This window comes from Polynucleobacter sp., from assembly GCF_018500155.2.
Classification (GTDB): domain Bacteria; phylum Pseudomonadota; class Gammaproteobacteria; order Burkholderiales; family Burkholderiaceae; genus Polynucleobacter.
The window spans coordinates 1-11960 of sequence record NZ_JAHBAK020000062.1; the positions used below are offsets into that span (position 1 = coordinate 1).

General features: G+C 44.2%; 14 protein-coding genes and 1 tRNA gene. 5 read left to right on the forward strand and 10 right to left on the reverse strand.

Annotated elements, in window-relative coordinates; genetic code table 11:
* Positions 1-118: 118 nt before the first annotated feature.
* From KIH43_RS07380 to KIH43_RS07395, 4 genes are all read right to left on the reverse strand, one after another.
* Positions 119-1282 (reverse strand): MFS transporter, encoded by a 1164-nt coding sequence (locus KIH43_RS07380; protein WP_297719330.1) that lies wholly within the window; start codon positions 1280-1282, stop codon positions 119-121.
* Positions 1283-1298: 16 nt separating this feature from the next.
* On the reverse strand, positions 1299-2411 hold the full coding sequence (gene aroC, locus KIH43_RS07385; RefSeq protein ID WP_297719333.1) for a chorismate synthase: 1113 nt from the start codon (positions 2409-2411) through the stop codon (positions 1299-1301).
* A gap of 43 nt (positions 2412-2454) precedes the next feature.
* Positions 2455-2910, reverse strand: a complete 456-nt coding sequence (locus KIH43_RS07390; RefSeq protein WP_296967622.1) for a CBS domain-containing protein — start codon at positions 2908-2910, stop codon at positions 2455-2457.
* Positions 2911-2988: 78 nt separating this feature from the next.
* A complete protein-coding gene (locus tag KIH43_RS07395; protein ID WP_296967624.1) occupies positions 2989-3837 on the reverse strand; it encodes a YhjD/YihY/BrkB family envelope integrity protein in 849 nt (282 codons plus the stop codon).
* A 24-nt stretch (positions 3838-3861) separates the two neighbouring features.
* Here KIH43_RS07395 and wrbA point away from each other — a divergent pair, with 24 nt between their 5' ends.
* The 4 genes from wrbA to KIH43_RS07415 all read left to right on the forward strand — a co-directional run bounded on the left by wrbA (position 3862) and on the right by KIH43_RS07415 (position 6563).
* Positions 3862-4458, forward strand: coding sequence for an NAD(P)H:quinone oxidoreductase (gene wrbA / locus KIH43_RS07400; RefSeq protein ID WP_296967625.1), 597 nt, complete (start codon positions 3862-3864; stop codon positions 4456-4458).
* Between the two features lie 22 nt (positions 4459-4480).
* Positions 4481-4873 carry a DUF2069 domain-containing protein gene (locus KIH43_RS07405; protein ID WP_297719338.1) on the forward strand — a complete coding sequence of 131 codons (393 nt, stop codon included), beginning with the start codon at positions 4481-4483 and terminating at the stop codon, positions 4871-4873.
* Positions 4873-6288 carry an FAD-binding oxidoreductase gene (locus tag KIH43_RS07410; RefSeq protein ID WP_297719354.1) on the forward strand — a complete coding sequence of 472 codons (1416 nt, stop codon included), beginning with the start codon at positions 4873-4875 and terminating at the stop codon, positions 6286-6288. The genes KIH43_RS07405 and KIH43_RS07410 overlap by 1 nt, the downstream gene beginning before the upstream one ends.
* Positions 6289-6377: 89 nt before the next feature.
* Positions 6378-6563: a hypothetical protein gene (locus tag KIH43_RS07415; RefSeq protein ID WP_015420997.1), complete on the forward strand. Its 186-nt coding sequence runs from the start codon at positions 6378-6380 to the stop codon at positions 6561-6563.
* Between the two features lie 77 nt (positions 6564-6640).
* Here KIH43_RS07415 and KIH43_RS07420 read toward each other — a convergent pair whose 3' ends face one another.
* The 5 genes from KIH43_RS07420 to KIH43_RS07440 are packed head-to-tail and all read right to left on the reverse strand — an operon-like array spanning position 6641 to position 10770.
* Positions 6641-7534, reverse strand: a complete 894-nt coding sequence (locus KIH43_RS07420; RefSeq protein WP_297719342.1) for an alpha/beta hydrolase — start codon at positions 7532-7534, stop codon at positions 6641-6643.
* Between the two features lie 11 nt (positions 7535-7545).
* A complete protein-coding gene (locus KIH43_RS07425; RefSeq protein ID WP_296967636.1) occupies positions 7546-8280 on the reverse strand; it encodes an amino acid ABC transporter ATP-binding protein in 735 nt (244 codons plus the stop codon).
* Between the two features lie 35 nt (positions 8281-8315).
* Complete coding sequence (locus KIH43_RS07430) at positions 8316-8984, reverse strand: amino acid ABC transporter permease (protein WP_297719345.1); 669 nt, start codon at positions 8982-8984, stop codon at positions 8316-8318.
* Between the two features lie 42 nt (positions 8985-9026).
* Positions 9027-9809, reverse strand: a complete 783-nt coding sequence (locus KIH43_RS07435; protein WP_297719348.1) for an amino acid ABC transporter permease — start codon at positions 9807-9809, stop codon at positions 9027-9029.
* Between the two features lie 52 nt (positions 9810-9861).
* The gene (locus tag KIH43_RS07440) at positions 9862-10770 is read right to left on the reverse strand and encodes an amino acid ABC transporter substrate-binding protein (protein WP_296970615.1); all 909 of its coding nucleotides are present in this window, start codon (positions 10768-10770) and stop codon (positions 9862-9864) included.
* Between the two features lie 239 nt (positions 10771-11009).
* Here KIH43_RS07440 and KIH43_RS07445 point away from each other — a divergent pair, with 239 nt between their 5' ends.
* Entirely contained in the window at positions 11010-11861 is an 852-nt protein-coding gene (locus tag KIH43_RS07445; protein WP_297719351.1) for a dienelactone hydrolase family protein, read from the forward strand.
* 18 nt (positions 11862-11879) lie between these two features.
* Here KIH43_RS07445 and KIH43_RS07450 read toward each other — a convergent pair.
* Positions 11880-11956, reverse strand: a tRNA-Arg gene (locus KIH43_RS07450).
* Positions 11957-11960 lie beyond the last annotated feature (4 nt).

Genomic DNA, 11960 nt, shown 5'->3' on the forward strand with positions numbered 1-11960 from the left:
AGATGTGTATAAGAGACAGGATGATTGCCTCTGATCAAAACTGGCAAAAGGCCAAATTTTCTGAAATGATGCAAAAAATACGGGCTAAAGCAAAAATTCAGTAAATAGCTGTTTCATATCAACTTTTTCTTGTGGGATAGCGACGAGGACGCATCTTTTGGATCGCCATTCCCGCTAAACCACAGGCTAAAGCTGACATCACAAAAACATCTCTTGGCTGAGATAAATCCCATATCCAGCCAGCACACAATCCCCCTATTGTCCCTCCTAAGCCATACGATACAGTAGCCATAATCGCTTGCCCCCGAGCTTGTAGCGGTCCAGTAAACCAACGCTGCAGCAATTTGGTAGCAGCACTATGATGAGCTGCAAAAGTAGCCGCATGCAGTACTTGAGCCAAGATGAGTGCGGAGGTTACTGGCGCAAAAGCAATCAATATGAATCGAATGACGCCAATACCAAAGGCACCTTGCAATATTACCTCCGCATCTAAGCGACTTAAAAGTTTGTTTTGGTAATAAAAAAAGAGGACTTCAGCAGCGACGCCCAAAGCCCAAAATAAACCGATTTCAAATTTATCGTAACCAAGATTTGCTAGGTATAAAGAATAAAAAACATATAAAGAGGCGTGCGCAAAAATCATGAAAAATCCGGATAACAAGAACCAACGTACATCTGGATTCAATAAAACAGTAATGAGCTCGCCTTTCACCATTTTGCGTCGCTCCATTTTTGGCTCATGCAAGCAAAAAGTGATCAATGCCAATGCACACAACACTATCACACCCACATAGGGATACAACTCAATCCCCTTGCGCTGGAAAAGCTCGCCGGCAATGAGCACCATAGTGATAAAGCCGACAGAACCCCAAAGACGCAAGCGTCCATAACGCTTATCAAATGAGTTATCTTTGTACAGGGCATGAATTGTGGCGGTCTCACCCAATGGCATTTGGCTACTCAAAATGGTGTGCAAAACAAACATCCAGATAAAGAAGCTTATGTAACTCTGTAAAAAGAAAATCAGGACAAAGACGCCAGCAGCAAGACATGCGCAAACCCTAATGATTCCTATACGGTTAGATAGATAGTCAGAAAGCCAGCCCCAACTAAAGGGGCCGACGATACGCGTAATTTGGAGCATTGACATAAGTACTGCTATTTCAATGGCACTAAATCCGCGATCTAAGAAAAAAAGGCTGGCATAAGGTGAAACTAACCCTACGTATGCAAAATATAAAAAGAAAAAGGCCCCAAAGGCCCATCGAAGCACTGGCGTCATTAATAAAAAAGGGGTATTACCCCTTGGAAATTGGCCGAGCGGCTGGGATGGGGGGATGCGCTAACGAGACATCAGCGCATTGCGCGCGATGACGTAATGCATGGTCCATTAAAACTAAAGCCAGCATGGCCTCCGCTATTGGGGTGGCCCGTATGCCTACACAGGGATCGTGACGCCCCTTGGTTTGCACCTCAATAGGATTGCCATTGAGGTCTATCGAGTGTTTGGGACTCATGATGCTAGAAGTTGGCTTAATCGCAATCGAAACACATAAGTCTTGACCCGTACTAATGCCTCCGAGAGTGCCGCCAGCGTTATTGGAAGCAAACCCATCTGGATACAACTCATCGCCATGCTCACTGCCACGCTGAGAGACCGATTGAAAACCCGCGCCTATCTCTACGCCCTTTACGGCATTGATGCCCATCATGGCATGGGCAATATCAGCATCCAGTTTGTCAAAGAGAGGTTCGCCTAAACCAATTGGAACATTTTTAGCTCGCACCTCTATTCTTGCGCCACAAGAGTCCCCTGCTTTGCGCAACTCATCCATATAACTCTCTAGCTGCGGAATAATTTGCGCATTGGCAGCAAAAAATGGATTTTGCTCAATCTGGGCTGCATCTACAAATGGAATTTGAATCTCGCCTAGTTGACTCATGAATCCATAAAATTGAGTTCCATACTTTTCACGCAACCACTTTTTTGCAATAGCAGCCGCCGCAACAACAGGCGCCGTCAATCTAGCAGAAGAGCGACCGCCTCCTCTTGGATCACGCAAGCCATATTTGTAGTGATACGCGTAGTCGGCGTGACCAGGTCTGAATGTTTGCAATATATCTCCGTAGTCTTGGCTACGTTGATCGATATTGCGAATGAGAAGGCAAATTGGAGCGCCGGTCGTTTTTCCTTCAAAAATACCGGAAAGAATTTCAACCTTGTCATCTTCCTTACGTTGGGTAACATGACGCGATGTACCAGGCTTGCGTCGATCTAGGTCGAATTGAAGATCAGACTCATTCAACAGGAGGCCTGGAGGACACCCATCTACCACGGCTCCAATAGCGGGACCATGTGATTCACCAAAAGTGGTAACAGTAAAAAGAAGGCCTAAAGTATTTCCTGACATATCGACATTATGTCATTTGTCAGCAATCTATCGCTAGAAAAGCTTAATTCGTGCTTTTTTCAGCGTCTTCTGGCCAGTCGCGAATGTAGGCCTTGAGCATGGTGTTCTCAAAATCTTGAGCCTCTACCACTGATTTTGCAACGTCATAAAAAGAGATCACACCCATCAACATTTTTTGATCCATTACCGGTAAGTAACGAGCATGATCAACCAACATCATGCGACGCACTTCATCAATTTCTGTTTCCATATTACATGTGAGCGGCTTTTGATTCATGACTGAACGCACATTAAGGCCATCTAATTTGCCATGATGTTTAGCGAGCGCTGAAATCACCTCTCTAAATGTCAGAATGCCAACAAGCTTGTCATACTCCATCACCACTAATGAACCAATGTCATGTTCGCTCATGACGAGAACAGCAGTTTGCAGTGCGGTATCTGGGGCAACGGTAAATAAGGTACTCCCTTTTACACGCAGAATGTCACGAACTTTCATTTGATCTCCAAAATCAAGGAATTGATGCCTTCAATATAGCCTTAAGCATCAATGGAATCAAGGGTAAAAAAATCGTTATTAGTAACGAATAACCCTAATGACACCTGAGCGAATGCTCGGTAAGTTGGCTACAAGGACTGCCCCAGCCAAGGTAATCCACCAGGTTAAGTAGATCCACAGTAAAGCCAAAGGAAATATTGCAAAGGCTCCATATACCGTTTTATAAAAGGCTGTATGGGTCAAAAATATGGCAAATCCAAATTTCATACCTTCAAAACTTAGAGCGGCAAATAATGCTCCAGAGAATGCATCGCTCCATAAAATTATGGTGTAAGGCAAAATTTTATATACCACGGTATAGACAACTACCGCCAGGATAATTGGTGCAATCGTAGCTATTACACTGAAACCAAAAGAGATTGCCTCAGTCCAACCTTCAGAGGCGCTAAATAGCATACCGCTAAGATAGATTCCAACGCCTAACAATATAGGACCCAGAATGGTTGCCGAAGCATAGATCAACACTTTTTTAAATAAGGGTCGATCTTTTTGAACCTTAAAGATTTGATTAAAAGCCCCTTCAATCACAGCTAATGTCATCACTGCCGTAACAAATAAACCAGCCAAACCCAAAAGCGTTAAACCCCGTGCTTGGATGGAAAATTGATCCAAATACATAAAAACTTGTTGATTAATGCCGCCAGGCATATAGGTATCAAGCAGCCAACTCTTAAAAGCATTTTTGACTTGAATGACCCTAGGTAGGTAACCAATCAAAATGGTAGCGATCGTAATCATGGGAACCAAGGACAACACGGTTGTAAAGGCCAAACTAGCAGCAATTTGATTGAGCTTGAGGTCGCGGTTCTCCTCCCACAACTCTTTTGCTAGAGAGAGCCATAATTGAGGATTACGAAAAAGGCGCATCGCCGTATCATATAAGAGAAGAATATGAACCAGCACGATATTTTAGTTTTGTACTATTCCCGATATGGGGCTACCAGGGATTTAGCCCGCCTCATTGCCGAAGGTATAGAGAGCATCCCTGGCGCTCATGCGCGCCTTAGAACTGTGCCAGCTGTTTCAACCGTATGTGAATCTACCGAACCCTCGATACCTGCTGATGGCTCCCCTTATGTTGAATATTCTGATCTGCAGGAATGTATCGGTTTGGCTTTGGGATCCCCTACCCGTTTTGGGAATATGGCCGCCCCCATGAAATATTTTTGGGATGGCAGCACTTCGGAGTGGCTGGGTGGCGCATTAATTGGCAAACCCGCATGTGTTTTTACCAGTACAGGTAGTTTGCATGGCGGCCAGGAAAGTACTTTATTAACAATGATGGTTCCCCTGCTTCATCATGGAATGATGATTTTAGGTTTGCCCTATAGCGAGTCAGATTTAATGTCGACGTCTACAGGCGGCACTCCTTATGGCGCCTCCCATTTTGCACATGCAGATGGTCGAGGTCCTATCAGCCCTGAGGAGCAAAGACTTGCTAGGGCGCAAGGAAGACGCTTGGCACAAGTAGCCCTCAAACTCCTCTAACCATAAGCGCTCGTTTGCCACCATGTACCAAAAAATCCTTGAAAAAAATCCGTATCAGCTGCTAGCGACCGCCGCTTTTATTGATTTATTTATTCTGTGCATAGCGTGGGAATGGTTTATTTCTCCACTTCGTCCAGGCGGATCGTGGCTCATCTTGAAAGGTATTCCATTACTATTTGCTATTCCGGGAATATGGAAGGGCAAGGTGTACACCATGCAGTGGGCCTCAATGCTGATATTGCTATACGTTACCGAGGGTTTGGTGCGTATTTTAGAAACAGGTGCTAATTTTTGGATGGCTCTATTAGAAACAACTTTGGCCACCATCGGTTTTGTATGTCTTCTGATGTATTTAAAGCCGATCAAAAAGGCGGCCAAGTCATTAGCAAAACAAAAATTGGATGCCCAGAAGTAATGCAAACCTTTTTTCATCAGCTCAGTCACATTCTCGATCAGAAATATATTCTGACGGATGACCAAGACATGGCACCCTATTCTACTGACTGGCGAAAACGCTTTAGCGGCAAGGCCTTAGCTGTTGTCCTTCCAGGCTGTTCTAATGAGGTAGCTGCAATCGTAAAACTTTGCGCAGAACATCATATTGCAATTGTCCCTCAAGGTGGGCATACCGGTTTTTGCGGTGGGGCAACCCCAGACAATAGCGGGAAACAAATCGTTCTCAATTTAAAGCGCATGAATCAGATTCTTGCTGTTGATATTGCCAACCAAACCATTACTGTTCAAGCGGGTTGTATATTGCAAAACATTCAAGAGGCCGCCGCAGAGCGTGGCTTTTTATTTCCTTTGAGTTTGGGGGCCGAGGGGAGCTGCATGATCGGTGGAAACTTAGCCACCAATGCTGGAGGCACCAATGTACTTCGTTATGGCAATGCTAGAGACCTCTGTCTTGGACTAGAAGTAGTCACTGCAAAAGGCGAAATATGGAATGGCTTAAAAGGTCTTCGTAAAGACAATACTGGCTACGACTTACGTGATCTCTTTGTCGGCTCAGAAGGCACTCTAGGCATCATTACCAGTGCTGTAATGAAGTTGTACCCTCTCCCTATTTCGCAATGGACAACCTTAGTTGCTACTGAAAGCATTGCTCACACGATTGCCTTACTAAATCTGTTCCAAAAACGAGCAAGTTCGCTACTTACCGGTTTTGAGATGATGACCCATGAATCACTTGCACTGAATGAAAAGCATTTTCCTCAGTTCAAAAACCCTTTAAATGGTGAGCCCCCATTTACGATCCTAGTGGAACTCTCTGATCACGAGAGTGAAGCTCATGTAAGGCAATTGCTTGAAACCATACTCGAAGAAGCCTTTACGGCAGGAATCATTGCTGACGCGGTGATCGCCAATAGTCTGGCTCAAGCAAATACCTTTTGGCATATGCGCGAGCACATTACCCTTGCTCAGGCTGAAGAAGGCGCCAACCTGAAACATGACATCACCATTCCCTTATCCTCTCTTGACGAGTTTATTTGCGAAACAGATGGACTGATGAGGAACAAATTTCCTGGGGTTCGCATTATCAATTTTGGCCATCTTGGGGACGGCAATTTGCATTACAACATTGCTCCCCCTGAAGGGGTAGATCAAAAAACCTTCAATACGAATAATGAAAAAGCGATTCATGAGCTTATTTATGGCCAAGTTGAACGTTTTCATGGGTCAATTTCTGCTGAACATGGGGTTGGGCAGCTCAAATTAGCCGATTTGAGGGGTCATAAGGGTGATGTAGCCCACGATTTAATGAAGGCGTTAAAGAGGGCTCTAGATCCGCAAAATATCCTCAACCCCAATAAGGTTGTCTCTATTTAGACCAATTGCCCCTTTTTCATCAAAAAATTCGATTTTCTTGTCATCTTGTGCCAATAGCAGTGCGTTGAAAGGTCATGGAGGTGACAAATATGTCAACAAGACTAAAACGTTGGGCCCGTGCAATTCAACAAATTGATCTGTCTAAAAGAACGCCAGAAGTTGCTATTGGCTATCTTGACAGCAAATATCGAGACATCGCTTGGCGCTACATCCGAATTCTTGGCTTTGAGCGCACTATCAGCTTTATGGCCAGCAACAACTTCCATCCGGAATAAAATAGAATTTCACTTAAGATTTTATCTTAAGTAATTGATTTAATTAGATTTTATTATTGGCATTCCCTCACAGAGGGCTATGCAAAAAAAGTTCTTGATTCTTGGGCTACCAATTCTGGTAGTTCCTCAGGAATGTAGTGTCCGCAGGGAACTGCTTTTCCAGTAACTTGGCCCGCTACTAGCTTCCAATCCTCTAAGGGCTTAAAACATTGATTTACTAGCCCATGCTGGCCCCATAGAACATGCAACGGAATATTGAGGGTTTTGCCCTCTTGCCGATCCTGGCGATCGTGCAGCAAATCAACTGTTGCTGCAGCGCGATAATCCTCACACATCGCACGAAGTCCCAGGGGGTCAGCAACACCCGCTACATATTCAGCCCATCGTTCTGGCGAAAAAATACCCGTTCCGGCATGGCGACCCATATGATTTTTTAACCAGAATTCTGGATTAGCGCCAATCAGAGTTTCAGGCACTGGATTGGGCTGAATAAGAAAAAACCAGTGCCAATAACCTCGAGCAAACTCCATGGTCGTGCTTTCATACATAGTGAGTGTTGGAGAGATATCCAAAACCATGAGTTTTTTAACGCATTCCGGGTGATCCATTGCTAATCGATGCGAGACCCTACCGCCACGATCGTGTCCCAATAAGAAAAACTGATGGTGCCCTAAATGCTTCATCAGCGCCACTTGATCTGCCGCCATGAAGCGCTTTGAATACGTGGAATGATCTTGTGCACCAGCCGGTTTAGAGGATTGCCCATAGCCCCGTAAGTCAGAGGCAACTACAGTGAAATGTTTAGCAAGCGCTGGTGCAACTTGATGCCAAATGGCTTTCGTTTGCGGAAACCCATGGAGTAAGAGTAAAGCTGGACCTGATCCGCCAACTAAACAAGCAATTTCAATCGGCCCGTCAATAGAGGAAACTACAACGTGTTTTTGCTCAAAACCAGGAAAGCAAATAGCCATTTACCATTAAATTAGTGAGCGAGAATCTTTGATAGGAAATCTTTGGCGCGATGAGAGCGGGCTTCGGGATTTCCGAAAAATTCATCCTTACTGCAGTCTTCCAAAATTCTTCCTTGGTCCATAAAAATGACGCGATTGCTCACCATGCGGGCAAAGCCCATCTCATGAGTAACGCAGCACATCGTCATGCCTTCATTGGCCAACTTCACCATGACTTCCAAAACCTCACCAACCATTTCTGGGTCCAGTGCTGAAGTAGGTTCATCAAATAGCATCACAATCGGGTCCATGCTCAATGCACGTGCAATCGCTACACGTTGTTGTTGGCCTCCAGAGAGTTGACCGGGGAACTTGTCCTTTTGCGCGATTAAACCGACTCGCTCTAAATATTTGAGGCCATGTTGCTTAGCCTCTTCCGCCGAGCGACCAAGAACACGAATTTGTGCAAGCGTAAGATTTTCAGTAATACTCAAGTGAGGAAATAGTTCAAAATGTTGAAACACCATTCCCACCCTAGCCCTCAGCTTTGGCAAATTTGTTTTTGGATCATGTAAGCGCACACCATCAACGGTAATTTCACCTGCTTGGAATGGCTCTAGTGCATTAATTGTCTTAATGAGTGTTGATTTACCAGAACCTGAAGGACCGCAAATGACCACCACTTCACCCTTTTTGATAGAGGTGCTGCAATCAGTTAATACCTGAAAGTCGCCATACCATTTTGAAACGTTTTGAAGTTCAATCATGATGAGTAAGGTCTGTTAAAAAAATAAAAATGAATTTAGCGAATAATTGCAACTTTAGATTGCACCTTTCTCACAATTTTGGAAAGTGAGAAACAAATAATGAAGTAAGTAAACGCAGCCAATAAATACGTTTCAATGGGTCTGCCGTAGTTTTTGCCAGCAATTTCAAATCCCTTCAACAGATCATATGCTCCGATGGCATATACCAATGACGTGTCTTGAAACAAAATAATGGTCTGCGTCATAAAGACCGGAATCATGTTTCTAAAGGCCTGCGGAAGAACAATGAAGCGCATATTTTGACCATAGGTCATCCCCAGCGCTTGGGCAGCATAACCTTGCCCCTTAGGCACAGATTGAATACCGGCGCGTACGATTTCAGAGAAGAACGCTCCCTCAAACGCTATAAAAGTAATGGTTGCAGACAGGTCTGCCCCAATTGGCTTACCAATCAACATCGGAATCAATAAGAAGAACCAAAGAATCACCATGACCAAGGGAATGGAGCGCATGGTATTGACATAAATAGTGGCCGGATAAACGAGGCTAGGCTTTCCAGATAGTCGCATCAAAGCCAAAAAAGTACCCAAGATGATTCCGCCAACGGTTGCTATCACCGTGAGTTGGATGCTAAATAACATCCCCTTCATGATGTAGTTGGTAAACAGCTCCCAGTTATAAAAACTCAGGTCAAGGCTCAGCATTTGTTCGCCTTGCAGAAAAGAAAGTAGATGAAATACTTCATATTAATGCGCCGCAGCCTCTGTGTTGGCAACAATAAAGCCTGGTATCCGAGTGCGCTTTTCAATATGCGCCATCACACGATTGACTGCAAAAGCTGATAAGGCATAGAGGATTGTCACTGCGAGATAAATTTCAACGCCACGAGAAGTCTCTTCCTGAGCTTGCATTGCAAACAAGGTCAATTCTGGAACAGAGACAGCAAATGCAACGGAAGAGTTTTTGATTAAATTCATACTCTCTGATGTGAGAGGTGGAATGACGATGCGTAATGCCATTGGCAAAATGACGTAGCGGTAGCTCTGGTATGTTGTCAAACCTAATGCAGTAGCTGCAGCTTTCTGACCAGATGGCAAGGATTGAATACCCGCCCTCACCTGCTCTGCAATACGCGCAGAAGTAAAGAAACCCAACGCAATACTGACAAGTAAATAGGAGGGAAACCCTTTTAGCAGTGGAATAAAGGCTGGAATGACGTGGTACCAAAGGAAAACTTGTACCAATATCGGAATATTCCTGAAAAGCTCTACCCAAACAGTAGAAAAGCGAACTAAGAATCGATTCCAAGCGCTATCTGGAGGCAGGGTGCGAAGGGTTCCCATCACTGCACCTAAAAACAGTGCAATGAGTAGACCTAGGCCAGCGACAGCCAAGGTCCAACCCCAAGCTTTGAGCAACCAATCTAGATAAGTTGGATCAGGATTTTTTCCAAGGGTAAATAAAGAGGCGAAACAATGATCGACTACCTCTTGATCAAGCGTACCTTTGCAAAAAATTCCTAAATCCATAAATCCAATCGAAGTGATATTAAATAAATTGGTTGTTCACTAACGATGATCATTACTTCTTGTTGTAGTCTTCAGCCGGCTTGTCATTTAAATTAGCCCAAGCATTTTTCGTTGCTGGGGACAATTCAAGTCCAACCACAATATTCTTTGGTGGAATTGGTGACAAGAACCACTTGTTCCATAGGCCTGGCATCTTGCCGTTGGCAACAATTTTTGCAATCGCTGCATTCACTGCCGCTTTAAATTCAGGATCATCTTTGCGAACCATGATCGCAATCGGCTCTGTACTCAATACCTCACCAACAATCTTGTAATCTTTTGGATTCTTGGAGTTAGCGATGTTGCCAGCCAAGATGGAACCATCCATGACGAAAGCATCCGCACGGCCAGACTCAAGCAACAAGAAGCTGTCAGCATGGTCTTTACCAAATACCTCATCAAAGTTCACCCCATTAGCTCTTTCATGCTTGCGGAGCAATTGCACTGATGTTGTACCGGTGGTTGTAGCAACTTTTTTACCAGCCAAATCTGCAATAGATTTAATACCAGAATTTGCCTTCACGGCAATGCGAACCTCTTCCACATACAGGGTATTAGCAAAGCCAACATCTTTTGCACGGTTTGCATTATTAGTTGTAGTACCGCACTCAATATCAACCGTGCCGTTTTGCACTAATGGCACACGGTTTTGCGATGTCACAGGCTGGTAATTGATACGCAAGGTATTCATACCAAGTTTATCTTTGATGTCACCTAATATCATGCGGCAGATTTCGACGTGATAGCCATCAAAACGACTATCCCCAGTGGTGTAAGACATCGGAATGGACGATTCACGTACACCCATAGTGACTGCGCCTGAAGACTTCATTTTGTCTAATGTTGGACTTGCAGCGTGTGCATGGAAAGCACTGACTAGCACTCCAGCAATCAAACCTGCTTTAAATAAAGATTTGCTCATCATCCGTTTCTCCTGTAATTTGACTTCTTCTGTTCAGTAAAAAAATACCTATACCTGCATTTATAGCAAATTTAATAGCTTTATAGAGCCATTTAGGGTAATTCTTAGAATAACAGCATCTTTGTAGATCATTCCAAAATCCCCCATAATCAAATAAATATCGGGAACCTTAGGGTTTGAACTCTAAAAGCCGAGCAATTGCAATGGGGCCGAAAATAATCATCAATTAGGCAATTATCTTGAAATCCCTCAATCTATTGATCTTATTTTTACTGGAATTGCCTATAGTCACTTTTGCCCAGGTTCATGAGGTGAAATTTGTCACCAGCGCTGACGGTACATCAATTAAGACCGTCATTTTTCACCCCAATCAAGCTCAACAACATAAACCCCGCCCGGTTGTTATTGCCCTGCATGGATGCGGAGGTCTCTACTCAACGGCAAATAATCATCAGGAAAAACTAAATGCCCGGCATGCTGGTATGGCTAAGTTCATTACCGATCATGGTTTTTCGATTATTTTTCCAGATAGCTTTACCACCAGAGATGAGATCAGCTTATGCTCACAAAAATTTAACTCAAGAAGGATTAAACAATCCCATAGAGCAGATGATGTGGATGGAGTATTGAGCTGGCTCTCTGAGCAAAGTTGGGTTGACCAGTCAAAAATTGCCCTACTTGGCTGGTCTCATGGCGGTAGCGCTGTCCTTAGAAGTACCGACGCAAATCGTGATAATGTGATTAATAGAAGGACGCAGCCTAATGTTGCTGTAGCCTTTTATCCAGGATGCTCCGATGCGCTAAAAGAACAATACCGACCTCAAGTACCGCTAGTGATGATGCTGGCAGAACTTGATGATTGGACGCCTCCCATACCCTGTATAGAGCTGGCTAACCATACAGGCTCTAAGTTTTATTTATATCCAGACAGTTACCATGATTTTGACAACCCCGTTGGTAATGTAAAACTACGTGCTGACGTTCCTAACGGCGTCAATCCTGATAAAGGTGTTCATGTTGGGCGCAATCCTGTGACAGGTCCACAATCATGGAATCAACTATTAATGATCTTGCAAAGCAGGTGGGAGTAAAGATTGCTCGAAGAAATTTGGCCTGCCCAGCAGGAGTCGAACCTGCGACCTACGGCTTAGAAGGCCGTTGCTCTATCCAGCTGAGCTATGGGCAGATAT

Bases quoted from the DNA above. Each gene is read 5' to 3' on its own strand.
- KIH43_RS07395 (WP_296967624.1), bottom strand. From the start codon at position 3,837: ATGCGCCTTTTTCGTAATCCTCAATTATGGCTCTCTCTAGCAAAAGAG.
- KIH43_RS07415 (WP_015420997.1), top strand. From the start codon at position 6,378: ATGTCAACAAGACTAAAACGTTGGGCCCGTGCAATTCAACAAATTGAT.
- KIH43_RS07420 (WP_297719342.1), bottom strand. From the start codon at position 7,534: ATGGCTATTTGCTTTCCTGGTTTTGAGCAAAAACACGTTGTAGTTTCC.
- KIH43_RS07430 (WP_297719345.1), bottom strand. From the start codon at position 8,984: ATGCTGAGCCTTGACCTGAGTTTTTATAACTGGGAGCTGTTTACCAAC.
- KIH43_RS07380 (WP_297719330.1), bottom strand. From the start codon at position 1,282: ATGACGCCAGTGCTTCGATGGGCCTTTGGGGCCTTTTTCTTTTTATAT.
- KIH43_RS07405 (WP_297719338.1), top strand. From the start codon at position 4,481: ATGTACCAAAAAATCCTTGAAAAAAATCCGTATCAGCTGCTAGCGACC.
- KIH43_RS07410 (WP_297719354.1), top strand. From the start codon at position 4,873: ATGCAAACCTTTTTTCATCAGCTCAGTCACATTCTCGATCAGAAATAT.
- KIH43_RS07425 (WP_296967636.1), bottom strand. From the start codon at position 8,280: ATGATTGAACTTCAAAACGTTTCAAAATGGTATGGCGACTTTCAGGTA.
- aroC (WP_297719333.1), bottom strand. From the start codon at position 2,411: ATGTCAGGAAATACTTTAGGCCTTCTTTTTACTGTTACCACTTTTGGT.
- KIH43_RS07390 (WP_296967622.1), bottom strand. From the start codon at position 2,910: ATGAAAGTTCGTGACATTCTGCGTGTAAAAGGGAGTACCTTATTTACC.
- KIH43_RS07435 (WP_297719348.1), bottom strand. From the start codon at position 9,809: ATGGATTTAGGAATTTTTTGCAAAGGTACGCTTGATCAAGAGGTAGTC.
- KIH43_RS07440 (WP_296970615.1), bottom strand. From the start codon at position 10,770: ATGAGCAAATCTTTATTTAAAGCAGGTTTGATTGCTGGAGTGCTAGTC.
- wrbA (WP_296967625.1), top strand. From the start codon at position 3,862: ATGAACCAGCACGATATTTTAGTTTTGTACTATTCCCGATATGGGGCT.